22 protein-coding genes are annotated in these 25,130 nt (G+C 43.1%); 7 read left to right on the top strand and 15 right to left on the bottom strand.

All coding sequences use genetic code 11. The features are described from left to right. Positions 1-8: 8 nt before the first annotated feature. The 5 genes from NI389_RS00445 to seqA form a co-directional block, all read right to left on the bottom strand. Positions 9-986 (bottom strand): alpha-ketoacid dehydrogenase subunit beta, encoded by a 978-nt coding sequence (locus NI389_RS00445; protein WP_308361087.1) that lies wholly within the window; start codon positions 984-986, stop codon positions 9-11. Further along, on the bottom strand, positions 986-2,203 hold the full coding sequence (locus NI389_RS00440) for a thiamine pyrophosphate-dependent dehydrogenase E1 component subunit alpha (protein ID WP_308361086.1): 1,218 nt from the start codon (positions 2,201-2,203) through the stop codon (positions 986-988). The genes NI389_RS00445 and NI389_RS00440 overlap by 1 nt, the downstream gene beginning before the upstream one ends. A 379-nt stretch (positions 2,204-2,582) precedes the next feature. After that, the gene (gene astE, locus NI389_RS00435) at positions 2,583-3,620 is read right to left on the bottom strand and encodes a succinylglutamate desuccinylase (protein ID WP_308361085.1); all 1,038 of its coding nucleotides are present in this window, start codon (positions 3,618-3,620) and stop codon (positions 2,583-2,585) included. A gap of 65 nt (positions 3,621-3,685) precedes the next feature. Then, positions 3,686-5,326, bottom strand: a complete 1,641-nt coding sequence (pgm, locus tag NI389_RS00430; protein WP_308361084.1) for a phosphoglucomutase (alpha-D-glucose-1,6-bisphosphate-dependent) — start codon at positions 5,324-5,326, stop codon at positions 3,686-3,688. Positions 5,327-5,345: 19 nt separating this feature from the next. Then, positions 5,346-5,906 carry a replication initiation negative regulator SeqA gene (gene seqA / locus NI389_RS00425; protein WP_308361083.1) on the bottom strand — a complete coding sequence of 187 codons (561 nt, stop codon included), beginning with the start codon at positions 5,904-5,906 and terminating at the stop codon, positions 5,346-5,348. A 132-nt stretch (positions 5,907-6,038) separates the two neighbouring features. Between seqA and NI389_RS00420 the strand changes: the two genes are divergently transcribed. The 5 genes from NI389_RS00420 to fur all read left to right on the top strand — a co-directional run bounded on the left by NI389_RS00420 (position 6,039) and on the right by fur (position 8,500). Continuing rightward, positions 6,039-6,815 carry an alpha/beta fold hydrolase gene (locus tag NI389_RS00420; protein ID WP_308361082.1) on the top strand — a complete coding sequence of 259 codons (777 nt, stop codon included), beginning with the start codon at positions 6,039-6,041 and terminating at the stop codon, positions 6,813-6,815. Between the two features lie 85 nt (positions 6,816-6,900). After that, entirely contained in the window at positions 6,901-7,122 is a 222-nt protein-coding gene (locus tag NI389_RS00415) for a DUF2788 domain-containing protein (RefSeq protein ID WP_208843154.1), read from the top strand. A gap of 2 nt (positions 7,123-7,124) precedes the next feature. Then, positions 7,125-7,403 (top strand): LexA regulated protein, encoded by a 279-nt coding sequence (gene ybfE, locus NI389_RS00410; protein WP_308361081.1) that lies wholly within the window; start codon positions 7,125-7,127, stop codon positions 7,401-7,403. A 15-nt stretch (positions 7,404-7,418) separates the two neighbouring features. Further along, complete coding sequence (fldA, locus tag NI389_RS00405) at positions 7,419-7,946, top strand: flavodoxin FldA (protein WP_208843153.1); 528 nt, start codon at positions 7,419-7,421, stop codon at positions 7,944-7,946. A gap of 107 nt (positions 7,947-8,053) precedes the next feature. Beyond that, positions 8,054-8,500 (top strand): ferric iron uptake transcriptional regulator, encoded by a 447-nt coding sequence (fur, locus tag NI389_RS00400; protein WP_208843152.1) that lies wholly within the window; start codon positions 8,054-8,056, stop codon positions 8,498-8,500. A 96-nt stretch (positions 8,501-8,596) separates the two neighbouring features. Here the strand turns inward: fur and glnS are convergent, their stop codons facing one another. Continuing rightward, entirely contained in the window at positions 8,597-10,264 is a 1,668-nt protein-coding gene (gene glnS, locus NI389_RS00395) for a glutamine--tRNA ligase (protein WP_308361080.1), read from the bottom strand. Positions 10,265-10,500: 236 nt separating this feature from the next. On the opposite strand from glnS, the gene NI389_RS00390 reads away from it, so the two are divergent. Beyond that, entirely contained in the window at positions 10,501-11,571 is a 1,071-nt protein-coding gene (locus NI389_RS00390) for a DUF3083 family protein (RefSeq protein WP_308361079.1), read from the top strand. A 28-nt stretch (positions 11,572-11,599) separates the two neighbouring features. On the opposite strand, the gene NI389_RS00385 is transcribed toward NI389_RS00390, so the two are convergent. The 9 genes from NI389_RS00385 to sdhC all read right to left on the bottom strand — a co-directional run bounded on the left by NI389_RS00385 (position 11,600) and on the right by sdhC (position 23,362). Beyond that, entirely contained in the window at positions 11,600-13,456 is a 1,857-nt protein-coding gene (locus NI389_RS00385; RefSeq protein ID WP_308361078.1) for a GGDEF domain-containing protein, read from the bottom strand. A gap of 81 nt (positions 13,457-13,537) precedes the next feature. Beyond that, complete coding sequence (gene sucD, locus NI389_RS00380; RefSeq protein ID WP_308361077.1) at positions 13,538-14,410, bottom strand: succinate--CoA ligase subunit alpha; 873 nt, start codon at positions 14,408-14,410, stop codon at positions 13,538-13,540. Further along, positions 14,410-15,576, bottom strand: coding sequence for an ADP-forming succinate--CoA ligase subunit beta (gene sucC / locus NI389_RS00375; RefSeq protein WP_208843147.1), 1,167 nt, complete (start codon positions 15,574-15,576; stop codon positions 14,410-14,412). Before sucC ends, sucD begins: the two co-directional genes overlap by 1 nt. A 175-nt stretch (positions 15,577-15,751) precedes the next feature. Further along, complete coding sequence (gene odhB / locus NI389_RS00370) at positions 15,752-17,236, bottom strand: 2-oxoglutarate dehydrogenase complex dihydrolipoyllysine-residue succinyltransferase (RefSeq protein WP_308362592.1); 1,485 nt, start codon at positions 17,234-17,236, stop codon at positions 15,752-15,754. 10 nt (positions 17,237-17,246) lie between these two features. After that, entirely contained in the window at positions 17,247-20,060 is a 2,814-nt protein-coding gene (locus tag NI389_RS00365; RefSeq protein WP_308361076.1) for a 2-oxoglutarate dehydrogenase E1 component, read from the bottom strand. 86 nt (positions 20,061-20,146) lie between these two features. Next, positions 20,147-20,863: a succinate dehydrogenase iron-sulfur subunit gene (locus NI389_RS00360; RefSeq protein WP_208843145.1), complete on the bottom strand. Its 717-nt coding sequence runs from the start codon at positions 20,861-20,863 to the stop codon at positions 20,147-20,149. A gap of 10 nt (positions 20,864-20,873) precedes the next feature. Next, a complete protein-coding gene (sdhA, locus tag NI389_RS00355; RefSeq protein ID WP_308361075.1) occupies positions 20,874-22,646 on the bottom strand; it encodes a succinate dehydrogenase flavoprotein subunit in 1,773 nt (590 codons plus the stop codon). Then, the gene (gene sdhD, locus NI389_RS00350; RefSeq protein ID WP_208843143.1) at positions 22,647-22,994 is read right to left on the bottom strand and encodes a succinate dehydrogenase, hydrophobic membrane anchor protein; all 348 of its coding nucleotides are present in this window, start codon (positions 22,992-22,994) and stop codon (positions 22,647-22,649) included. It abuts the gene before it with no gap. Next, complete coding sequence (gene sdhC, locus NI389_RS00345; RefSeq protein WP_208843142.1) at positions 22,985-23,362, bottom strand: succinate dehydrogenase, cytochrome b556 subunit; 378 nt, start codon at positions 23,360-23,362, stop codon at positions 22,985-22,987. The genes sdhD and sdhC overlap by 10 nt, the downstream gene beginning before the upstream one ends. A 397-nt stretch (positions 23,363-23,759) precedes the next feature. Here sdhC and NI389_RS00340 point away from each other — a divergent pair, with 397 nt between their 5' ends. Next, positions 23,760-25,046: a citrate synthase gene (locus NI389_RS00340; RefSeq protein ID WP_308361074.1), complete on the top strand. Its 1,287-nt coding sequence runs from the start codon at positions 23,760-23,762 to the stop codon at positions 25,044-25,046. The last annotated feature ends 84 nt before the right edge of the window (positions 25,047-25,130 follow it).

The following is a 25,130-nucleotide window of genomic DNA, read 5'->3' as shown; positions in this document are numbered from 1 at the left end:
AGAACTCCTTAAAACTCGACTGACTTTTTGATTGCAGCGAAAATTTTCAATGCATCCGGAACGTATTCTTTCTCGAGCGCCAGTGGATAAGGTGTATCAAGACCACAAACACGAAGAATAGGCGATTCAAGATGTAAGAAACACTCTTGTTGAATTGTCGCCGCAATTTCAGCACCGAAACCATTTGTAATCGGAGCTTCATGGCTGATGACTAAACGACCAGTCTTCATCACCGATTGCGCAATCGTTTCAACGTCCCAAGGCAAAATAGTTCTAAGGTCGATCACTTCACACGAAATACCAGCCGATTCTGCTTTGTCTGCTGCTTGCTCAAGAATTTCCATTTGTGCACCCCAAGCAAGAAGTGTGACGTCTTTACCTTCACGTACAATTTCCGCTTTTCCTAATGGGATTGAGTAATCGTCCTCAGGAACTTCACCGACTGAGGCGCGATAAAGACGTTTAGGTTCAAAGAAAATAACGGGGTTGTCGTCTTTGATACATGAACGAAGCAAACCTTTCGCTTGATACGGGTTGCGAGGTACGACTAACTTCAAACCTGGTGTATGAGCGAAATACGCTTCTGGCGATTGAGAATGGTATAAACCACCAGCGATACCGCCACCATATGGGGTACGAATTGTTAAGTTACCCACGTTAAATTCATTACCACTGCGGTAACGGAATTTTGCTGACTCGTTTACGATTTGGTCAAACGCTGGGAAAATGTAGTCCGCGAACTGAATTTCAGCGAGCGCAGGCGCGCCAAATGCGGCTAAACCATTTGCAAAACCAAGAATACCTTGCTCAGTTAACGGCGTGTTAAACACACGATGTTTTCCGTATTTTTCTTGAAGGCCGGATGTCGCTCTAAATACGCCGCCGAAATAACCTACGTCTTCACCGAAAATACACGCTTGCGGGTGTTCTGCCATCGTGATATCCAACGCCGAGTTAATGGCGTGTAGCATGTTCATTTTAGCCATTATTTAATTCTCCCTGCGGTGGTTGGATACGCATCTGGATTCTGCAAAATGTGCTCTTTTAGTTCTTCGTATTGTTTTTGAAGCGCTGGAATTGGCGTGTCATACACGTCTGAAATCAAATCTTCTAATGGTGGCTTTGCAACTTTCTCAGCTACTTTAAGTGCGTTAAGAATGTCTTCACGGAGCTTTTCTTTAACCGCGTCGTCTTCGCTAAGATCAAGCCAACCTTGATTAAGTAACCATTTCTTAAAACGTTCGATTGGGCAGTTGTCTCTAAATTGTGCTTCTTCGTCTTTACTACGATAACCTGAAGGGTCGTCTGATGTTGAATGAGCACCAAGGCGGTAGGCGATAGATTCAATAAGAACCGGTTCACCATTCTTACTTGCTATTTCTCTTGCCAACTTCGTTGCCGCGTAAACCGCAAGCGCATCGCCGCCATCTACACGAATTGTTTTAATGCCATAGCCAACGCCACGAGCTGCGATTCCATCACCTTTAAATTGCTCATCTGCAGGTGTTGAGATTGCATAACCGTTATTGCGCGCAAAAAAGATTACAGGTGAACCATGTACCGCTGCCATGTTTAGACCAGCATGGAAATCACCTTCTGATGCAGCACCTTCTCCAAAATAACAAATCGTGACCGCATCAATTTGCGAGTTTAACTCGCCGGTTTTCGCGTCAATGTGCTTTAGTTTCTGACCGTATGCATAACCCGTTGCTTGAGGTATTTGGGTACCAAGCGGTGATGAAATAGTAAGGTAGTTTAATTCGTTAGAGCCGTAATGAATGGGCATTTGACGGCCTTTACCCAAATCTTTCTCGTTCGAGAACATTTGGTTCATGAACTGCTCTAAGGTAAATCCTCTGTAAGCGAGAGCAGCTTGCTCTCGGTATTGGGCCATAATCATGTCATCGTCTTTAAGCGCCGCTGCACTTGCCGTTACAGCAGCTTCTTCACCTAGACATTGCATGTAAAAACTAATACGTCCTTGACGTTGCGCCGCTTGCATACGCTCATCAAGAAGGCGAATAAAACGCATAGTGTCATAGATACGAAGCGCGGTGTCTTTATCGAGCTCAGGCGCATGCGCACCATCGATTAAGTTACCATTTTGGTCAAGTAACGTAATAGTTGGAATGTTTAGCGCATGACCATCGATAAATTCAAGCGCGTGACTCAGATTTAGCGAAACGTTATTGGGGTTAGTCATAACCTACCTTCTTTTGTTGTCACGATTATTCTGCAACTAAAAATTCAGCTGAACTTCTATCCGCTATTTTGTAAGGATAATCTGTGCGGCAAATGCATAATTATTAAATTAAAGCTTTCGCCACTTTACGTTAACGTAAAGTGTTATTCAACTAATCCTAGTCGAATAACCTTGAAATTGCCCTATTTAACTGGAAAGAATTCAGTACATCTTTGTATTAAAAGACTTTTATTCTGGTATGACCTGTTGTGGTATTTTGTGATTTGGCAGGGAAATGAGATCAATAGAAATGGGTGAAATGTTGCTTGGCATGATTGACTATTCAAGTCTTTTTGTTAGCAATACCAAGCAACACAAAATTCGGTTGGTGATTTGGTCGTTACACAAATCGCTCGTCAATGGTCATTGGCAACACCGTTAAGATAGCACGCTGTCCAATCGCTACACTCGCATTGGGAAAGATAATCGCCTCACCATCCACTTCTGCAAAGATATGATTTTCACCGTCCTTCGCGAGCAATTCACCTTTGTTGAAACTCTCGAAATTAACCACGTCATCCGCAAAGGCAAGTGTAAAGTCGTCTTGCGTTCGGTTTATTGTGCGATGCACGTTGAAAACCTCGTAGTCACCTGCATTAAATTCACCATATTTAATAGCATTTTGGCTAATTAATGCTTCCAACGTTACTTTCGCATCGATGAATTTCACCATGTCATTTTGACCGAACGGCTGCACTTGTCCGAGCTCAACTGTAAACGCGTCCGCACCAAACTCATTTGACGAAAAATAGCTAAATGTCGTTGCTGGTGATTGCATCATCAATACCGTATTCACCCCACATGCACCTAGAAACTGTAATTGGGATTTCTTCCACGGCTTACCATGTAAGTAGGGGTAAACGGCAAACTTTTCGTTTTTTGATCCGCGGATTGCCGTGTGGAGGTCGTAATGGCAACGCACTCTTTCACCATCAACATGAGTAAAGAAATCACGTACATAATCTTCTAATTTTTTCGCACGCTTGCGTTCTTCGTTTACGATTCCTTCGCCTTTACTATGGCTACCACTGAAAAGTCGGTTCATGTTCTCTTCAACAAATCGCTTTTCAATATTCATTGATGCAGGGTTACCAAAAATAAACAATACGCGATGGGCTGCGGTCAGCTCTTCGCGGATGAGCTTTTCAATTAACTCTGCGCAGATTTCAATAGGCGCGGTTTCATTACCATGAATGCCCGATGATAAAACAATGTCTTTATCGCCTAATTTCGCTGGCGTAAACTCAATGACGCCCGTATCACGCACGACCACTTTCGTACCATTGTTAAGTTCAAATTGACTTGCTTCTAAATGCCATTCGTGTTGTCGAGTTAGGGTTAAAAAATCACCCGTTCGTTTTAAATTGTCTAGGTACATACTGTCACCTTGTGTGAGAGATAAAAAAAGGCCATACGAACGTATGGCCTTATTTGTAAATGGAGTTAGCGGATCACGCTATCGACTAGCGCTTTCGCTTCTTTTTCTAGTTCGTTTAAATGAGCTTCTCCTTTAAACGACTCTAAATAGATTTTGTAGATTTCTTCGGTACCGGATGGACGAGCAGCAAACCACCCCGATTCCGTCACAACTTTTAAACCACCAATCGCGCCACCATTACCAGGTGCATGTGTTAAGATTTGAGTGATTTTATCACCAGCCAGTACGTCCGCTTTTACATCTGAAGCGCTTAGTGATTTCAACTTCGCTTTTTGTGATGAACTCGCTGGCGCATCGATCCGTTTATAAAGTGGCGCGCCAAATTTGGCTTCAAACTCACGATAGCGTTCTGATGGAGTCTTTCCTGTTACAGCGAGTATTTCAGCCGCGAGCAGACCGAGAATAAAACCGTCTTTATCGGTGTTCCAAACAGTACCATCTTTACGTAAAAAAGACGCGCCTGCACTCTCTTCACCACCAAACGCTAAAGTACCCTGCGCTAAACCATCTACGAACCACTTAAATCCAACAGGTACTTCGTAAACGTCTTTACCTAGATCTTTGACCACTTTATCTATCATGGCACTGGACACTAACGTTTTACCGACTTTAAGGTTATTTGGCCAGTTCGGTCTGTGGGTCATTAAGTAATCGATGGCCACGGCAAGATAATGGTTTGGATTCATTAGCCCATCTTTCGTCACGATGCCATGACGATCGTAATCAGGATCATTACCAATACCGATATCGTATTCATCTTTTAACGCAATCAAGTTGGCCATTGCGTAAGGCGAAGAACAATCCATACGAATTTTGCCATCTTTGTCCAAAGGCATGAATGCAAATCGAGGGTCGACGTCATCATTGACCACCGTAATGTTTAATCCGTAATGCGTTGCAATCACCGGCCAAAAATTAATGCCTGAACCACCGAGTGGATCAACACCTATCTTTACATTCGCCTGTTTGATCGCATCAAAATCGATGATATTAGAAAGATCTTCGACGTAAGGCGTTATTAAATCTTCGTATTTAATAAAACCTGATCGGCGAGCTTTCGCATAAGGGAATAGTTCAACCTCGACCAAATCTTCTAGTAAAAGCTGGTTGGCTCTGTCTTCAATCCACTTAGTCACCTCTGTATCAGCAGGCCCCCCATTTGGCGGATTGTATTTAAACCCACCATCTTCAGGTGGATTATGTGAAGGCGTGACGACTATCCCATCCGCAAGTTCATGAGGATGAACTTTGTTGTGCGTTACTATGGCATGGCTGATGACAGGTGTTGGCGTGAAATCGTCGTTTTCCTGAGTAATAACCTGAACCTCATTCGCAACAAGCACTTCGATCGCTGAATTAAACGCCGCTTCTGAGAGCGCGTGTGTATCTTTGCCTAAGAACAATGGGCCAAAAATATTGTTGGCTTTGCGATAATCGCAAATAGCTTGAGTTACAGCCAAAATATGCGATTCGTTGAACTTTACATTGTAAGAGCATCCGCGGTGACCCGAGGTGCCAAATTCAACGCATTGTTCTGGAAATTGTTCAAGGTCTGGCTCATTAAGATAATAAGACGATACAAGTTTAGGAATGTTTACCAGTTCTGATTTCGGAGCAGGTTTACCAGCACCAGGGTGAATTGCCATAGTTTGTCCTTTTTAGTCCTTACAGGTAATCGCGGATCTTTTCAGCTTGATCTTCAGAATAGCCTAAAGATAACGCAACCTCATGCAACATCATTTTCTTTCTGGTTGTGTTTGAATTGGTCATGACCCAAAACTCACTGCCTTCAATTTGCTTTGGATTCATACTGCTGCCGCTTTCAAGAAGTTCTTCTTTGCTCATGGCGAAGTAAATGCGATCTCTACCTTTAATATCAAGCACGGATTTGAATGCACCTTTGTGCGTGCGATAAAAAGCAGACAAAATAAATAAGAAACGACCTACCACGCCTTTTTGCATCGCAAGTTCTTCTTTATTTAGCACATTGAATACACTAGCTGCAGGCTTTGACACAGATGTGACAGCCGGCTTTTCTTTTACTTCTTCAACGACCTTAGTTTCTTTTTCTAACCCTACTGTGTCTGGTTCTAGTTTTTTAACAGTTGTTTTAGCTGGGTCTAGATTTAATAAACGACGAAGGATCTGAGAGGCACTTTCTCCAATACTTTGGGTATTGCTTGCAATGTATTGATATAACTCGTCATCTATTTCTATGTTTTTCATTTTATTCCTACTACTGACTTTTACTTTTCAGTTTGATCGATTATATCCTTATTTGATCATTTCCTCTACGGCTTTGAAAAACCGTTTGATACTGGCAAAATAGCGAGTAAATCAAATCTCTGAAATTACGTTATGCTGCTCAACTACAAACTTATCCAAGCAACAAACCAAACATCTACTTTGCCCGTTGTTTTACTGCATGGACTATTTGGATCATTAGAAAACCTGAATATCATTGGCAAGGCGTTAGGCGAGAGCTATGACATAATTAACATGGACTTGAGAAATCACGGGCTCTCCCCACACTCGGCTACTCATAACTACCCGAGCTTAGCGAATGATGTTGTAGAAATCCTTAAAAGCCTAAATATCGAAAAAGCTCATATTGTTGGTCATTCAATGGGTGGGAAAGTCGCTATGCAAATCGCACATAACCACCCAGACATCGTCGAGAAACTGGTTGTTTTGGACATCGCCCCCGTTGCTTATCATAGTCGACATGATGCCATTTTCAGCGCGCTTAACGCGGTTGCCGACGCCACCATCTCAAGCCGCTCTCACGCAGATGAAATAATGGCTGACTATATAAAGGAAATGGGCGTACGCCAATTTTTGTTGAAAAGCTTGCAGAAAAACGAATCGGGTGGATTCAGTTGGCGTTTTAATTTAGATGTACTGACGGCTCAGTATCAAAATATTTTAGCAAATATAGATGCAAATGATTCTTGTTTATGTGAGACTCTGTTTGTGAAGGGAAGTGAATCCGACTACATACTCGCAGAACACCGTGATGTCATCGCTAAATTATTCCCAAATTCCAAAGGCCGGGTGGTTCATGCTGCTGGCCATTGGCTCCACGCGGAGAAGCCATTGGTAGTAAATAAGGCGATTATTGATTTTCTTCAATAATCAAGCTGATTTTACAATCGAAGGTTAAATTTCTCGATTTGAATGTGTTATAGTACGCCGCGTTTTATTTATGGGTTTTTGAAGCATGGTTGACATCTTTATCAACGAAATTGAAACCATTGGCCTATACTTCGGCTTAGCTGGAATATTCTTTCTTATAGGCATGGCAATTCAGGACGTTCTAAAAAAAGGTGATGTGCCGAAATTTGGCCGTCAGATCGTTTGGTTGGTATTGTTCCTCGGCTGTGCTGGGTTCATTGCTAAAGGCCTTATTCAAGTATTTTGGCAAGGTGCGGGTGTCGGTTAACTATGGCCAAGTCGGACGCAGATAGGACTACAATTGACCTATTCGAAAATGAAAAAAGACCTGGTAGGCCAAAAACCAATCCCCTACCAAGGGAAATGCAATTAAAGGTCAACAAACGAAATCAGATGAAGCGAGACAGAGCTCGTGGCCTAAAGCGAATTGAATTCAAGGTCTCATCTGAGTTGTATCAAGCATTAAGTGATATGGCTGAAGCGCAAAATTTGAGTCGAAGTGCGCTTATCGAAACCATATTGCAAGAAAAATTAGCGATTAATAGATAGAAGGTAAACACGTACATGGCTAGTGTAGGTATTTTTTTCGGAAGTGACACAGGCAATACAGAACACGTTGCAAAGATGATTCAAAAAGAACTTGGTAAAAAATTAGTGGATGTTAAAGACATCGCTAAAAGTTCAAAAGAAGACATCGCAGAATTCGACCTGTTACTTTTTGGTATCCCTACTTGGTATTACGGTGAAGCTCAATGTGATTGGGATGATTTCTTCCCTGAACTAGAAGAAATTGACTTCGACGGTAAGCTAGTTGCGATTTTCGGCTGTGGTGACCAAGAAGACTACGCTGAATACTTCCTTGACGCGATGGGTATGGTAAATGACATCGTGACGAAAAAAGGTGCTATCGTAGTTGGTCATTGGCCAACGGACAGCTACAACTTTGAAGCATCTAAAGGCCTTGCTGACGCAAATCACTTTGTTGGTTTAGGTATAGATGAAGACCGTCAACCTGAATTAACGGAAGAGCGCGTTAAATCATGGTGTAAGCAAGTTTACGAAGAAATGTGCTTAAGCGAGCTTGAAGACTAGTTCATTGCATTTTTTGCATATCAAGTCACACCGAGTTATGCTAAGTTGGTCCTGTCGTGCGGACTGACAAAAATAACACTATAAAGATAAAAATTGAGACAGATTTAATGACTGATCATAATTTAGAACTTAAAAAAGCCGGGTTGAAGGTCACACTACCACGCATCAAGATTCTGGAAATCCTCCAGTCTCCTGATAATCAACATATCAGCGCAGAGGATGTATACAAAATCTTGTTGGACAAAGGTGAAGAAATTGGCCTTGCAACGGTTTATCGAGTTCTAAACCAATTCGATGACGCAGGTATTGTGAGTCGTCACCATTTTGAAGGCGGCAAGTCTGTATTCGAACTTTCTGGTTCATCACACCACGATCACCTTGTTTGCCTGAAATGTGGTCGTGTAGTTGAATTTGAAGACGAGGTTATCGAATCACGTCAGGATCAAATCGCGGATAACAATGGCATTCGTTTAACGAACCATTCTTTGTATCTCTACGGTGAATGTACGGATATTGCAGCGTGTAAAAAGTACGCTGAAGAAAATAGCAATTAATTAATTGCTATAAGAAAAACCGGCAGATGCCGGTTTTTTTATATCTGGATAATATACACCGCTCAAACATTCAGTCTGAACGATGTGAATACAGGCTTATTCGCCTTGGTCCATTTTAGCCCATGAATCTCGTAGACCAACAGTTTGGTTAAATACCAAACCATCCGATTTGTTATCACGGCAATAGTAGCCTAAGCGCTCAAACTGATATCCCTGCTCTGCGTTCGCATTTGCAAGCGACGGTTCAACTTTCGCACCTTTAATGATAACTAACGAGTCAGGATTCAACACATCAGTGTAACTGTCCGCCGCTGCCGGATTTGGCACGCTAAATAAACGATCGTATTGACGTACTTCCGCATCAATTGAGTGCGAAGCACTAACCCAATGGATTACGCCTTTTACTTTACGGCCATCACTTGGATTCTTGCCCAGCGTTTCGGCGTCGTAAGTACAATAAATGGTCGTTATGTTACCTTGCTCATCTTCATCAAAGCGCTCAGCTTTAATTACGTAGGCATTACGCAGGCGTACTTCTTTACCCAGTACTAAACGCTTGTAGTGCTTGTTCGCTTCCACACGGAAATCTTCGCTTTCAATGTAAAGCTCCTTCGTGAAAGGTAGTACACGCGAACCCATACTTTCATTATTCGGGTGGTTTGACGCGTTGATCTCTTCAACCTTACCTTCGTCAAAGTTTTCAATAACCACTTTAATTGGGTCGATTACGGCCATCGCACGAGGTGCATGCTCATTCAGATCTTCACGTATACACGCTTCTAACATGCCCATCTCGACCATGTTGTCTTGTTTTGTGATACCAATACGTTTGCAGAATTCGCGCACAGAAGCTGGTGTATAACCACGACGTCGAAGACCTGCAATCGTCGGCATACGCGGATCGTCCCAACCGTCTACTTGGTTATTAACAACTAAGTCGTTTAACTTACGTTTCGACATAACCGTATATTCAAGGTTTAGACGCGAAAATTCGATTTGTTGTGGATGACACTTAATCGAAATATTGTCTAAAACCCAGTCGTATAAACGACGATTATCTTGGAATTCTAATGTACACAATGAATGCGTGATCCCTTCTAACGCATCTGAAATACAGTGTGTGAAGTCATACATTGGGTAGATGCACCATGCATCACCAGTTTGATGATGGTGTGCGAACTTGATACGGTAAATAATTGGATCGCGCAGCACGATAAACGAGCTTGCCATATCAATCTTTGCGCGAAGAACACATTCGCCTTCTTTAAATTCACCATTGCGCATTTTTGCGAACAACGCCAAATTTTCCTCGACTGGCGTATCACGGTAAGGGCTGTTTCTACCTGGTTCAGTCAACGTACCACGATATTCACGCATTTCTTCTGGCGACAAGAAACACACATAAGCAAGACCTTTTTGGATAAGCTCTACAGCGTAATCATGTAACTGTTCAAAATAGTTTGATGAGTAACAGATTTCACCATCCCAATTAAAGCCTAACCACTTCACATCTTCTTGAATCGATTTGACGTAGTTAATATCTTCTTTTTCTGGGTTTGTGTCGTCAAAACGTAAATTACATAGGCCCTGATAATCTTTTGCGATACCAAAGTTCAAACAAATAGACTTTGCGTGACCAATGTGTAAAAAGCCATTTGGCTCTGGCGGAAAACGCGTATGAACGCTCTGGTGTTTTCCACTGTTTAAATCCTCGTCGATAATAGTACGAATGAAGTTACTTGGGCGATTTTCTATCTCCGCCATATGAGAAGCATCCTCTATGCAATGCAAATAAATATCGCCACATTATTACAAAAACTCTGCGCAACATACAGAGCTAAGAATCGATAAAACGCGAAAAGATCCCCTTTTTATTTGACCTTCATTGGATAAATAACAAACAAATGGCAAAAGTGTGACGAATTTTGTTCTAGCGCAATAAAAAAGTCATGCAAACCCAATATAGTGGCGCCAATGAAGACAGCTAGAGGGACAAAATCATGGCTTCAATGAATTTACACCGCGTATACATACCGACTAATGCACGTAATAACCAATACATTCTGGCCGAGTTTAAGCCTGAAGATTCTTTTTATCGTTATTTCGACGACTTGGAAAGTTGTTATGAACGTGTTGCGCGTCAGCTATTCGCACTTTGTGATGAATATGAATTACACAATGTTCATTTAATCGCGAATGACAAATTGCCGGTTGTTCGTTTTCACGAGGAAGCATATGCAATGCAAACAGAAAAGCAGATTCTGTTTTTCTATAATCCTCGTTATCACGAAGCCCATAAAAGCTATTTTGACTCAACATGGAAAGCCCGCAAAATACGCATTTTATTCCTAGCTACCGGTGAGGAGCTTCGAGCACAAGCGGCGAACTTCCATGCAAAGGTCCGTAAGGTACTGACTGAGCTAAAAAGTGTACTTCCGGAATCGAACTTCAATTTTAGGGTTCGTGACCATCAACACTTAACGTATGATTTGTTTTCAAAAGCAAAAGGAAACAAAGAAAGTTACGGTTATAAACTGCGCGCACTCTACCCTCGCTATCAAGCAAGAAATTGCCAACTACCAGTTGAACATTCCGAAATGACTTACGTCACTTTTAGTGTGCCTGTTACTCGTGCCGTAAAAACCGAATTTAATACAAATGCTAACGATGGCAACTACAGCAGTTTTTACAACGAAGTTGCTGATAAATTCCAAACAGCGTGTGCAGGTAGGCAACTAAACCTTTATGCCATGGTAGCAGATGGTAAATTACCTATCATTCGAAGCAGTAAACTCGATAAGTCCGATACCAATCGTGAATTACAAAAGTTAAGTTTTGATACAAATTCCGATGAAAAACAAATCAGTATTATTTTCAACGAACATAAGCTCACTGAAATGATGCATTTCGTGATTGTAGCCAAAGCCTCTGACAAACATGATATGGGCTATGGAAAATTCATGAATAACGTTGAATCAACAATTAGAGATTTTACAAGTCATCTGCCTATTTCACCTGAAAAACAAGACTTGAACGTCCGTTTCTATCAGCACATTAGTTACGACTTCTAACTGACAGTGCACGACAAAAGCCAAAACTCTATGCGATGTTTTGGCTTTTTTGTTTCTTGTTAGAATGCCCGCGAAACGCATTGTCGATTTGCACGAGTAACGTGGTCAGACCTTGATGGGTATAACGTATCACTTTTGTGTTGAATTTCACTTCGTCATCCACCATTTGTTTTGTTTTTACGAGCAACTTTTGTTTGACCGTATCAAGTCGAGCTTCAACACCCGCTGCAGAGGGACTCACACATAAGATAACAAACTCCTCTCCACCGCTTCTTACGATAATATCTTGGGATTCTCTAAAACTTTCCTTCATAGCCGCAGCAAGCTGTCTTAAAACTTCATCGCCAACTAAATACCCATACTTGTCATTGAATTTTTTAAATTCATTTAAATCCAAGGTAACCAAACAAAAACCTTTATGATCAGCGATTAATTTTTCAAGTCTGTTGTGGAGATACAACCGGTTAAATAATCCCGTTAACGGGTCTTTTGAAAAATATTGAACTTTACTCAGTCGGAATTGACGCTGGAAGTACCAAAATATCAACGCACTAAATACAGTCACTATAAACACTAGAATATAGGCAAGTGTTAGCGACTTTTCTTGCTGCAGCTTTTTTAACTCGACGTCTTGAGTTGCCAATTTTTGGTCAGCTAATGCTAATTGCAATTTACGTTGCTCTGCCTCGTAAAAACTTTTCGCTTCTTGCTCAAGTATGGCTTTGGTTTCCAACTCCGTTTCTTCTAACAGATCAATATATTGCGCATAGACATTGGCTGCTCGCTCAAAAGACTTAGCATTTTCTAATACATTGGCTTTTAGACGTAATGTTTGGCGCAAATAACGATTGTTAAGCGGACTGTGATAACTTTCAATGAGTTTTAACGCATCTTCAACTTTGTCGAGTGCTCGACTCGTTTGTTTAAGCGCAGAGTAGGCTTTAGCCTGATTATTCCGCAGTACAATCAAATGGGCAGGATTAACAATAGCTGTATTTTCGTATAATTGAGCCTCTTCAAAATAATTAAGCGCTTTTCTATATTCTTTGTTGGCTAAAGCCACTTTACCAAGTCCTGATGGCGCCCAGAACTTATACCTTGGTAAATCAAATTGCACCGATACATCCTTCATTTCGCTATAGCACTCTTGAGCTTCATGAAGTAACTCTTTTCTTAGCAAGATCATGCACAAATTGTATTTTGCTGGTAATCCATCCAGGATATTATTTGACAACTTCGCCAAACTGTCGGCTTGATAAGCGAGCTCAATGCCCTTTTCGTAATACTTTAGACTTGAATAATAGGCGGTAAGCGCATCAACGACAGTAAGTTTAGTTGTTGCTGAGACATCGTTTCGCAGAATATACGAATGAGCATCTTCTAACACTTTAATAGATTCGGAGTATTCTTCACGCCAGATCAGAATGATGCCTTCGATTGCAGCAACTCGCGCTAACTGTTCAGCGTCATTAAGGCTTTCAAATATACTTTTTGCCGAACTAATCAATGCCTTTGCGTTGTCTAAATTGCCCTGTTCAATATCGAAATATGCCCGGTAAGTATAGAAATAACCAGTGCTCCACCCATCAGATGAGTCAACTACGTATTCTTTTGCTTTATCAAAGTAAATTTTTGCTTTATCAATTTCACCTTTAAAAAAGCTAATTCTCGCGACCAACGTATATAAGTACACTTTTTCAGAATCAGTCAGTTTCGCATTTTCTATCTGATTCAACAGCATCGATTCGCTAACAATAGGCGACGTTAAGACTTGGTGTTCGAGGGTAATTCTTTTAGGCAATTCATCCATACCTGTTGCTGCGCAGCAATCAAAAGCAACACTAAGTAAGAACAAAGCAAGAGAGAGGAATATTTGACGTTGCACAGCCAGACCGATTTGGTTTTTTATGAGTATAGTTGACTGTTTAGAAATGAAAAAGGCCCCGAAGGGCCTTTTACTGGTTGATTACCAACCCGCTTTCTCTTTAAGTGCAGCACCGATGTCTGCAAGAGAACGAACTGTCTTAACGCCAGCAGCTTCAAGAGCAGCAAACTTCTCGTCTGCTGTACCTTTACCACCTGCGATAATCGCACCAGCGTGACCCATACGCTTACCTGCTGGAGCTGTAACACCAGCAATGTAAGATACTACTGGTTTAGTCACGTTGTGCTTGATGAACTCAGCCGCTTCTTCTTCTGCATTACCGCCGATCTCACCGATCATAACGATAGCTTCCGTTTGCGGATCGTCTTGGAACATCTTTAATACGTCGATAAAGTTAGTGCCAGGAATTGGGTCACCACCGATACCAACACACGTTGATTGACCAAAGCCAGCGTCAGTCGTTTGCTTAACCGCTTCGTAAGTAAGAGTACCAGAGCGAGAAACGATACCAACCTTACCTGGAAGGTGGATGTGACCAGGCATGATACCAATCTTACATTGACCAGGAGTGATTACGCCTGGGCAGTTTGGACCAATCATACGAACGCCAGTTTCTTCTAGCTTAACTTTAACGTCAACCATATCAAGTGTTGGGATACCTTCAGTGATACAAACGATCAACTGGATACCAGCGTCGATTGCTTCAAGGATAGCATCTTTACAGAACGCTGCTGGTACGTAGATAACAGACGCTGTAGCGCCCGTTGATTCTACTGCATCACGCACGGTGTTAAATACTGGAAGCCCTAGGTGAGTTGTGCCGCCTTTACCTGGAGAAACACCGCCTACCATTTGCGTACCGTACTGAAGCGCTTGCTCAGAGTGGAACGTACCTTGACCACCAGTGAAACCTTGACAGATTACTTTAGTGTCTTTGTTAATTAAAACTGACATTATTTGCCCTCCGCTGCTGCAACTACTTTCACAGCTGCATCTGTTAGCGACTCAGCAGCGATGATGTCTAGACCTGAGTTAGCTAAAACTTCACGACCTAGTTCTGCGTTCGTACCTTCAAGACGAACAACTACTGGAACGTTAACGCCAACTTCTTTAACTGCACCAATGATACCTTCTGCGATCATGTCACAACGTACAATACCACCGAAGATGTTCACTAGCACTGCTTTAACGTTGTCATCCGATAGGATAATCTTGAATGCTTCAGCAACACGCTCTTTAGTCGCGCCGCCGCCAACGTCTAGGAAGTTAGCTGGTTTACCACCGTGTAGGTTTACGATGTCCATTGTGCCCATTGCAAGGCCTGCACCGTTAACCATACAACCAACGTTACCGTCTAGTGCAACGTAGTTAAGCTCAAAGCTTGCAGCGTGTGCTTCACGAGCATCTTCTTGTGATGGATCGTGGAATTCACGGATTTTTGGCTGACGGAACAGTGCGTTACCATCAACACCGATTTTGCCGTCAAGACAGTGTAGGTTGCCTTGATCTGTGATTACTAGAGGGTTGATTTCTAGAAGTGCGAAATCGTAATCGATAAACATGTTCGCAAGACCCATGAAGATCTTAGTGAACTGTTTAACTTGGTTAGCGTCAAGACCTAGTTTGAATGCTAATTCACGGCCTTGGTATGCTTGAGGACCAACTAATGGATCAATTGCCATTTTGTGGATCAATTCTGGTGTTTCTTCAGCAACTTGCTCGATCTCAACACCACCTTCAGTAGATGCCATGAACACGATACGACGAGTCGAACGGTCTACAACAGCACCTAGGTATAATTCGTTTGCAATATCAGTGCAGCTTTCTACAAGGATCTTAGCAACCGGCTGACCTTTCTCATCTGTTTGATAAGTAACAAGGTTTTTGCCTAGCCATTTTTCAGCGAATGCTCTGATTTCGTCTTTGCTGTCAGCAAGTTTAACGCCGCCAGCTTTACCACGGCCACCCGCGTGAACTTGACATTTAACAACCCACTTGTCACCGCCGATCTTTCCGGCAGCTTCTACCGCTTCTTGAGGGGTATCACAAGCGAAGCCCTCAGACACTGGTAAACCATATTCGGCAAACAGTTGTTTTGCCTGGTACTCATGCAAATTCATGATGCTTTATCCAATTTTTTGTACTAAAAAAGCTGAATATTTATGCAAATAATCAGCTATCCCAAATTGCACGCCTAGTATAGATCCCATAGGCTCTCAAGAAAACCCCAGTTAGACCAAAGGCGCAAAAAAAAGCTGCACATTTTGGTGTGCAGCTTATTTTTCAATCTATTGATTACACATCTAATAGTAGACGTGTTGGATCTTCCAATAGTTCTTTAATCGTCACTAAGAAACCAACGGATTCCTTACCATCGATTTGACGGTGATCGTAGCTAAGTGCTAGATACATCATTGGCAGAATTTCAACTTTACCGTTTACAGCCATTGGACGGTCTTGAATTTTATGCATACCCAAAATCGACGCTTGTGGCATGTTAATGATTGGCGTTGAAAGTAGAGATCCGAAAACACCACCGTTAGTGATTGTAAAATTACCACCAGTCATATCTTCAACAGTCAACTTGCCATCACGACCTTTAATTGCAAGGTCTTTGATACCTTTTTCAATTTCAGCAACTGATAATTTATCACAATCGCGTAGCACAGGTGTTACTAGACCACGTGGTGTAGATACCGCGATGCTCACATCGAAATAGTTGTGGTAAACGATATCGTCACCATCGATTGATGCATTTACTTCTGGGAAGCGCTTAAGTGCTTCAACCACTGCTTTCACGTAGAAAGACATGAAACCCAAACGAATACCGTGACGCTTTTCAAACACATCTTGGTATTGCTTACGAAGGTCCATGATTGGTTTCATGTTCACTTCGTTGAATGTTGTCAACATCGCTGTCGAGTTTTTAGCTTCAAGAAGACGGTTTGCGATTGTCTTACGAAGACGCGTCATAGGAACACGCTTCTGAGTACGCTCACCAAGCGCTACCACTGGTGCTGCAGATTTAGCTGGAGCCGCCTTTGCAGGTGCAGCTGGCGCTTTTAAGAACGCTTCAACGTCTTCTTTAGTGATACGGCCACCTTTACCAGAACCTTTGATTTGAGACGCATCAAGACCTTTCTCTGCGATCATGCGACGTACAGAAGGTGTTAGTACGTCATTGCTGTCATCGCTTGCTGCTGGAGCTGCTGCCGCTGGCGCCGCCGCTGCAGGCGCAGCACCTGCAATCAATTTGCCGATGATCTGCTCAGCAAGTACTGTTTCGCCTTCAGCGTGAATGTGCTCACCCATTACGCCATCTTCAGTCGCAACAACTTCAAGAACAACTTTATCTGTCTCGATGTCGACTAGGTTTTGGTCGCGTTTAACCGCTTCACCTGGTTGTACGTGCCAAGTTGCAATCGTAGCGTCTGCTACTGATTCTGGAAGTACTGGTACTTTAATGTCCACTTCTTTACCTTCTGATGCTGATGCCGCTGCAGGCTGTTCGTTGTTTTTCGCTGGTGCTGCTGGTTTATCGCCCGCAGCGCCCACTAGTGCGATAACTTGTTGGCCAAGTACTGTCGCACCTTCTTCATGTAAAATTTCCGTGATTACGCCAGCTTCTGGCGCAACGACTTCTAAAACTACTTTATCTGTTTCAATATCAACCAAGTTTTGGTCACGTTCAACCGTGTCACCAACGCTTACATGCCACGTTGCAACTGTTGCGTCGGCAACTGACTCTGGTAGCACTGGAACTTTAATTTCAATAGCCATCATCTATCCCTTATTTCTCGATAGTTAGTGCGTCAGCAACCAACGCTGCTTGTTCTTTGTTGTGCGTAGATAAGTAACCACACGCCGGTGCTGCAGATGCTTTGCGACCCGCATACTTAAGCGTCGCACCTTTAGGAATTGCATCCCAGAAATGGTGTTGCGAACAATACCAAGCACCTTGGTTTTGTGGCTCTTCCTGACACCAAACGAAATCGCGTACGTGTTGATAACGCGCCATAATTTCATCCATTTCTTTGTGTGGGAATGGGTATAATTGCTCTACACGCACAATAGCAACGTTGTCTTGCTCTGCTTTACGACGCTCTTGTAACAGGTCGTAGTAAACTTTACCGCTACAGAAAACAACGCGTTCAACTTTCGCTGGGTTAATATCATCGATTTCATCAATCATATTTTGGAATACGCCGTTTGCCAATTCATCCATTGATGAAATTGCCAAAGGATGACGAAGTAACGATTTCGGCGTCATAACAATCAGAGGACGACGCAGAGGGCGTACTGATTGACGACGAAGCATTGCGTACACCTGAGCTGGTGTTGTAGGAACACACACTTGCATATTGTGATCAGCACAAAGTTGTAGGAAACGCTCTAGACGCGCAGAACTGTGTTCTGGACCTTGACCTTCATAACCATGAGGAAGCATGATAGTCAAACCACACAAACGACCCCACTTTTGCTCACCTGAACTTAAGAATTGGTCGAATACGACTTGTGCGCCGTTTGCGAAGTCACCGAACTGAGCTTCCCAAAGTACTAATGACGTTGGTTCCGCTGTCGCGTAGCCATACTCAAACGCTAGTACTGCTTCTTCAGATAACACCGAGTCGTAAACTTCAAAGGCACCTTGTCCATCACGAACGTGTTGCAATGGAATGTAAACAGAGGCGTCTTTTTGGTTATGAACTACCGCGTGGCGGTGGAAGAACGTACCACGTCCTGAGTCCTGACCAGTCATACGAATGTCAATTCCAGCATCAACAAGCGTTGCATAGGCCAACGTTTCTGCCATACCCCAATCAAGCGGCTTTTCACCCGCAGCCATTAATTTACGATCTTCGTAAATTTTAGCAACGCGAGAATGTGCTTTGTGCCCTTCCGGATAGCTCGCTAAGTTTCCACCAATTTCTTTAAGTTTTTCAACTGGTAGAGATGGATTATATGCAGTATCCCAATCATGACCGACAAACTTTGACCAGTCAGATGAATGCTTTGTGTCTTTTTGAATTTCTTCAACCACACAAACGCCAGTATCTAGACCGTTTCGGTAATCTTCAGCAAGTTGTTTTGATGCGTCGGCGCTAATTACGCCTTCAGCAGCCAATTTTTCTGCGTAAATTTCACGTGGCACAGGGTGCTTTTTGATTTTTTGGTACATCAATGGCTGAGTTGCATTTGGCTCATCAGCTTCATTGTGACCATGACGACGGTAACAAACTAAATCGATTACAACGTCACGACGGAATTGGTTACGGAAATCAAGCGCAACTTGAGTCACAAATGCCACCGCTTCTGGGTCGTCAGAATTCACGTGGAAGATTGGTGCCTGAACCATTTTTGCAATGTCAGTACAGTATTCTGTGGAACGAACGTCTTCTTGCTTCGATGTAGTAAAACCTAATTGGTTATTTACAACGATTCGAATAGAGCCGCCTACACCAAAAGCACGTGTCTGTGACAGGTTAAATGTCTCTTGAACAACACCCTGACCAGCGATTGCAGAGTCACCGTGAATAGTTACTGGTAACGCTTTTGAACCTGTTTTACAGTTCAAACGGTCGAGACGAGCACGTACAGAGCCCATAACTACCGGGTTAACAATTTCAAGGTGCGATGGGTTAAATGCAAGTGCCATATGCACGTTGCCACCCTTAGTCGCAAAGTCAGACGAGAAACCCATGTGGTATTTAACGTCACCAGACCCTGCTGACTCACCGTACTTGCCTGCGAACTCATCAAACAACACTTGTGGGTTTTTACCCATAACGTTGATAAGTACGTTTAAACGACCACGGTGTGCCATGCCGATTACAACTTCTTCCTGCCCGCTTTCACCAGCGCGATGGATTAGTTCTTTTAGCATTGGTACAAGCGCATCACCGCCTTCAAGCGAGAAACGTTTTGCACCAGGGAATTTTGCACCGAGGTATTTTTCAAGGCCGTCTGCTGCGGTAAGACCTTTTAAAATACGAAGTTTAGTGTCGGTATCGAATTTAGGCTGAGAAAATGCAGATTCTAGGCGTTGCTGTAACCAGCGTTTTTCTTCGGTAGAAGTAATATGCATGTACTCTGCACCGATAGATCCACAATAGGTCTTCTTCAGCGCATCATACAAGTCCTTCAGCTTCATCGTCTCTTGACCTGAAGCAAAAGAACCAACATTGAATTCTTTTTCGAGGTCTGCGTCAGTTAATTCATGATAATCAAGTTCAAGGTCACGCACACGTTCACGCTTCCAAAGACCAAGTGGGTCTAAATTCGCGTTTTGGTGGCCCCTGAATCTAAAGGCGTTAATTAACTGCAGTACTCTAACTTGTTTCGCATCGCCAGCACCTTCAGATGCTACGATCACTTGCCTGTGCTTATTAGCCGCAAGTTCTGCGAATTGTGCTTTTACTTCCGAATGTTTAACTTCAACATCAACACCCTCAACTCTGGGTAGTTGGTCAAACACCTCTCGCCACTCTACTGGCACAGAAGTCGCATCATCAAGATACGCCTCATACAAATCTTCAACGTAGGCAACGTTACCGCCATATAAATGTGAAGATTCTAGCCATGCCTTCATCACACCTTCGTGCATTTATTAGCCCTTTCTCTAGCGCAGATATTAATCAGACAAAACAAGATGGCAAGCTTAGCTTGCCATCTTACGGTGTTAAATATGTATTAAACCGCTCGGTTTAACAACATAGACTTAATGTGACCGATAGCCTTAGTTGGATTTAGGCCTTTTGGACACACGTTAACACAGTTCATGATACCGTGACAGCGGAAAACGCTGAACGCATCATCTAGACCAGCTAGACGCTCGTCAGTTGCCGTATCACGGCTATCCACTAGAAAACGATATGCATGTAGTAGACCTGCTGGACCGATGAACTTGTCTGGGTTCCACCAGAACGAAGGACAAGACGTCGAACAACAAGCACACAAGATACACTCGTACAAACCATCAAGCTTGTCACGTTCTTCAATAGACTGTAAACGCTCGCCAGCTGCTGGTGTATCGTTAATTAAATACGGCTTAACTTTTTCATATTGTTTGTAGAACTGAGTCATATCAATGACTAAGTCACGAACAACCGGTAAGCCAGGTAATGGACGGATAACAATTTTACCCTTGCCACCTTTTTGTAAAGCTGACACAGGTGTAATACATGCTAGACCATTTTTGCCGTTCATGTTGATGCCGTCCGAACCGCACACACCTTCACGGCATGAACGGCGGAAAGATAATGTTGGATCTTGCTCTTTCAATTTTAAAAGAGCGTCCAAAATCATCATGTCACGGCCTTCTTCCACCTCAAGAGTGTAATCCTGCATATGTGGTGCATTGTCCACATCAGGATTGTAACGATAAACAGAAAATTCTAATGTTGCCATCGTTTAGCTCCTAGTAAGTACGCGCTTTAGGTGGGAATGCTTCACGAGTCACTGGCGAGAAGTTAACTTCACGCTTAGTCATTGACTCAGAACCTGGGTTGTACACTGAGTGACATAACCAGTTCTCATCATCACGATCTGGGAAGTCAAAACGACAATGTGCACCACGGCTTTCTGTACGGAAGTTCGCTGCAACTGCTGTTGCAAACGCCGTTTCCATCAAATTATCTAGTTCAAGACATTCGATACGCTGAGTATTGAATTCCGTAGATTTGTCATCAAGACGCGCATATTGCAGACGCTCACGAATTGTCTTAAGTTGTTCAAGACCTTCGTTCATCGCTTCACCTTCACGGAACACCGAGAAGTTTAATTGCATACACTGCTGTAGATCTTTCTTGATTTGTACTGGGTCTTCACCTTGACCAGGTTTAGACGTTTCCCAACGATTGAAACGAGCAAACGCAGCTTCAAGATCAGATTCAGAAGCATCTTTCGTCGCTTGCGCTTCATTTAGGTAAGTACCTAGGAAATTACCAGCCGCACGGCCGAATACAACAAGGTCAAGTAGAGAGTTACCGCCAAGACGGTTAGCACCATGTACTGACACACACGCAATCTCACCTACTGCGAATAGACCTTCAACTACTTTAGTTTCGCCATTTGCACCAACATTGATAACTTGACCATTAACGTTTGTTGGAACACCACCCATCATGTAGTGACATGTTGGGATTACTGGAATTGGTTCTTTTGCAGGATCAACGTGAGCGAACGTCTTAGAAAGGTCACAAACGCCTGGAAGACGTAAGTTAAGCGTTTCTTCACCTAAGTGGTCAAGCTTAAGTTTAATGTGTGGACCCCAAGGACCATCACAACCACGACCTTCACGGATTTCAGTCATCATTGAACGTGCAACAACGTCACGAGACGCTAGGTCTTTCGCGTTTGGTGCATAACGTTCCATGAAACGCTCGCCGTCTTTGTTTAGAAGATAACCACCTTCACCACGACAACCTTCAGTTACAAGAACACCCGCGCCAGCGATACCCGTTGGGTGGAACTGCCACATTTCCATGTCTTGCAATGAGATGCCTGCACGTGTTGCCATACCAACACCGTCACCCGTGTTGATATGAGCATTGGTAGTCGATGCGTAAATACGACCTGCACCACCTGTTGCAAGAACAACTGCGCGAGATTTGAAGAACACAACTTGACCAGACTCGATGTCGATTGCTGTACAACCAACTACGTCGCCGTTGTCGTTCTTAACTAAGTCTAGTGCATACCATTCAGAGAAAACGTTTGTTTTGTTTTTAACGTTTTGTTGGTATAGGCAGTGTAGCAATGCGTGACCAGTACGGTCAGCTGCTGCCGCTGTACGAGCAGCTTGCTCGCCACCGAAGTTTTTCGATTGACCGCCGAAAGGACGTTGATAAACACGGCCATTCTCAAATCGTGAGAACGGAAGACCCATGTTTTCAAGCTCAGTGATTGCTTCTGGGCCCGTTTTACACATGTATTCGATTGCGTCTTGGTCGCCGATGAAATCAGAACCTTTAACCGTATCGTACATGTGCCACTCCCAGTTATCCTCGTGAGAGTTACCAAGAGCTACCGTAATACCACCTTGAGCAGACACAGTGTGTGAACGTGTTGGAAACACTTTAGAAATAAGCGCACACGTTTTGCCTGACTCAGAAATCGCAAGCGCTGCGCGCATACCAGCACCACCGGCACCGATTACGACAGCATCAAATTCATAGACAGAATAATTCACTTAAACACCCCACAGAACGAATAAACCAACAGCTACGTAAGCAACCGCCATTAGGTTCAAAACGAAGCTCAGAATCGAACGCATTGTGGAACATTTAACATAGTCAGTAAGTACCTGCCAAAGACCAATGCGTGCATGAGCCATGATGCAAACTAACGTCACTAACGTAGCAGCCTTCATAAACAGGTTTGAGAACAAACCAGTCCAAGCTTCGTAAGTAAGTTCAGGAGTTAGTATTAGATAACCAACAATGAAAATCGCGTAAGCCGCGATTACCAATGCAGTAGCACGCAACGACACATAGTCTTGTACGCCATCACGCTTTAGAGTTGCTTGATTTAAGACCATATCCACACTCCAGCTAGGATTGCTAAGATTACCCATAGCGCCAGTGCAGCGATTGCGCTGCTATTGCCTGATTCCAAATCTTCCCAGTAACCCATGTCTTGGATCATATGGCGGAAGCCGCCAATAATGTGATACGCCAAAACAGTCACAGTACCCCAGGCGATGAATTTAGCAATAAAGCCAGTCATTAAGCTTTTTACCAATTCGAAGCCTTCAGCCGAAGATAGAGATTCAGACCATGCCCAGATTACGAACGTTAGAGCGAAGAACATTGCCACACCAGTTACACGGTGCAGGATCGACGCTTTAGCCGTTGGAGGCATTGATATAGTCGTTAGATCTAGATTTACAGGTCTTTGCTTTTTCACAGTTACTTGCCCATCTTGCTCACAAGGAGCTCATCTACTTGTTTTTATAAAACCCATTTGTGTAAAAACAACAAATGGCACACCTTAAATAAACCTAACGAGGAAACACGGTTAGTGCTTCTGTTAAACATCAGGTTTACCCACAGACGATACGGTTTAAAACCACTGACAGTATATAAGCGTACGCACGCTTTTACAATTCTTGTTTAGATTGAGATGCTTGCGAATTAGCCAATGGTATAATATTTAAACGTTATAGAATATTTATTATACATTCATGCATAATTCTTAGAAAAATTGACTTCCCCCCGGTTTCTACGTTACAATGATCGGAATTTGCTTAACATTAGTATCACAACATAACAATCAGAATTGTTATTTCAGAGGAGACACATAAATGGCAGATAAGAAAGCCGTACTCCAGATTGAAGGTCATGACCCAATTGAGTTACCAATTTATTCTGGTACTGCTGGTCAGGACGTCATCGATGTTCGTACACTAGGCGGCCACGGTTATTTCACATTTGACCCTGGTTTCATGTCGACAGGCTCTTGCGAATCGTCAATCACATACATCGACGGCGCAAAAGGCGTTCTACTTCACCGCGGTTACCCAATTGAGCAATTGGCTGAAAAATCTAACTACATTGAGCTTTGCTACCTGCTGTTAAATGGTGAGTTACCAAACGAAGCACAACTAGCTGAGTTTTCTCAGGAAGTGACTCACAACACAATGTTGCATGAAAAAATCGCAGCATTCTTCCAAGGTTTCCGTGTCGATTCTCACCCAATGGCAATGCTATGTGCGGTTGTTGGTGCACTTTCGTCTTTCTACCACGATGACCTAGACATTTCTGATGCAGATCAACGCATGCGTTGTGCCGTTAAGTTGGTTGCTAAACTGCCAACAATCGCTGCAATGTGCTACAAGTACAACGAAGGCCAACCTTTCGTTTACCCACGTAATGATCTTGGTTATGCAGAAAACTTCTTACACATGATGTTCTCTGTGCCGGCTGAAGAATACAAAGTAAGTCCAACGCTTGCGAAAGCAATGGACCGCATTTTCATGCTTCACGCTGATCACGAGCAAAACGCGTCAACGTCAACTGTACGTTTAGCGGGTTCTTCTGGCGCAAACCCTTATGCGTGTATCGCTGCGGGTATCGCATCGCTTTGGGGCCCTGCGCACGGCGGTGCTAACGAAGCGTGTTTGAAGATGCTTGAAGAAATCGGTTCTGTTGACCGTATTGATGAATACGTAGCAAAAGCAAAAGACAAGAACGATCCGTTCCGTTTGATGGGCTTTGGTCACCGTGTTTACAAGAACTTCGACCCACGTGCGACAGTTATGCGTCAAACTTGCCACGAAGTGTTGAAAGAGCTAAACATTCAAGATCCACTTCTTGATGTTGCTATGCGTTTAGAACAAATCGCGCTTGAAGATCCTTACTTCATCGAGAAGAAACTATACCCTAACGTAGACTTCTACTCTGGTATCATCCTTAAAGCGATCGGTATTCCAACAAGCATGTTCACTGTAATTTTTGCAATGTCTCGCACTGTTGGTTGGACATCACATTGGAATGAAATGTTATCTCAAGCAGGTCACAAGATTGGTCGCCCTCGTCAAATGTACACAGGCTACACATCTCGTGATTACGTTGCTCAAGACCAACGTTAATTTCTAAAGAAGGCCGCTAAAGCGGCCTTTTTTCATTGCAACTTCGCCACTTTTCATTAAAATTCTCTCGCTTAATTGGCCGAA

It is taken from the genome of Pseudoalteromonas xiamenensis (genome assembly GCF_030994125.1).
Lineage (GTDB): Bacteria > Pseudomonadota > Gammaproteobacteria > Enterobacterales > Alteromonadaceae > Pseudoalteromonas > Pseudoalteromonas xiamenensis_B.
This window is presented reverse-complemented; position numbering and strand designations above follow the sequence as displayed.

Bases quoted from the DNA above. Each gene is read 5' to 3' on its own strand.
- NI389_RS00445 (WP_308361087.1), bottom strand. From the start codon at position 986: ATGGCTAAAATGAACATGCTACACGCCATTAACTCGGCGTTGGATATC.
- NI389_RS00440 (WP_308361086.1), bottom strand. From the start codon at position 2,203: ATGACTAACCCCAATAACGTTTCGCTAAATCTGAGTCACGCGCTTGAA.
- astE (WP_308361085.1), bottom strand. From the start codon at position 3,620: ATGTACCTAGACAATTTAAAACGAACGGGTGATTTTTTAACCCTAACT.
- pgm (WP_308361084.1), bottom strand. From the start codon at position 5,326: ATGGCAATTCACCCTGGTGCTGGTAAACCTGCTCCGAAATCAGAACTG.
- seqA (WP_308361083.1), bottom strand. From the start codon at position 5,906: ATGAAAAACATAGAAATAGATGACGAGTTATATCAATACATTGCAAGC.
- NI389_RS00420 (WP_308361082.1), top strand. From the start codon at position 6,039: ATGCTGCTCAACTACAAACTTATCCAAGCAACAAACCAAACATCTACT.
- NI389_RS00415 (WP_208843154.1), top strand. From the start codon at position 6,901: ATGGTTGACATCTTTATCAACGAAATTGAAACCATTGGCCTATACTTC.
- ybfE (WP_308361081.1), top strand. From the start codon at position 7,125: ATGGCCAAGTCGGACGCAGATAGGACTACAATTGACCTATTCGAAAAT.
- fldA (WP_208843153.1), top strand. From the start codon at position 7,419: ATGGCTAGTGTAGGTATTTTTTTCGGAAGTGACACAGGCAATACAGAA.
- fur (WP_208843152.1), top strand. From the start codon at position 8,054: ATGACTGATCATAATTTAGAACTTAAAAAAGCCGGGTTGAAGGTCACA.
- glnS (WP_308361080.1), bottom strand. From the start codon at position 10,264: ATGGCGGAGATAGAAAATCGCCCAAGTAACTTCATTCGTACTATTATC.
- NI389_RS00390 (WP_308361079.1), top strand. From the start codon at position 10,501: ATGGCTTCAATGAATTTACACCGCGTATACATACCGACTAATGCACGT.
- sucD (WP_308361077.1), bottom strand. From the start codon at position 14,410: ATGTCAGTTTTAATTAACAAAGACACTAAAGTAATCTGTCAAGGTTTC.
- sucC (WP_208843147.1), bottom strand. From the start codon at position 15,576: ATGAATTTGCATGAGTACCAGGCAAAACAACTGTTTGCCGAATATGGT.
- odhB (WP_308362592.1), bottom strand. From the start codon at position 17,236: ATGGCTATTGAAATTAAAGTTCCAGTGCTACCAGAGTCAGTTGCCGAC.
- NI389_RS00365 (WP_308361076.1), bottom strand. From the start codon at position 20,060: ATGCACGAAGGTGTGATGAAGGCATGGCTAGAATCTTCACATTTATAT.
- NI389_RS00360 (WP_208843145.1), bottom strand. From the start codon at position 20,863: ATGGCAACATTAGAATTTTCTGTTTATCGTTACAATCCTGATGTGGAC.
- sdhD (WP_208843143.1), bottom strand. From the start codon at position 22,994: ATGGTCTTAAATCAAGCAACTCTAAAGCGTGATGGCGTACAAGACTAT.
- NI389_RS00340 (WP_308361074.1), top strand. From the start codon at position 23,760: ATGGCAGATAAGAAAGCCGTACTCCAGATTGAAGGTCATGACCCAATT.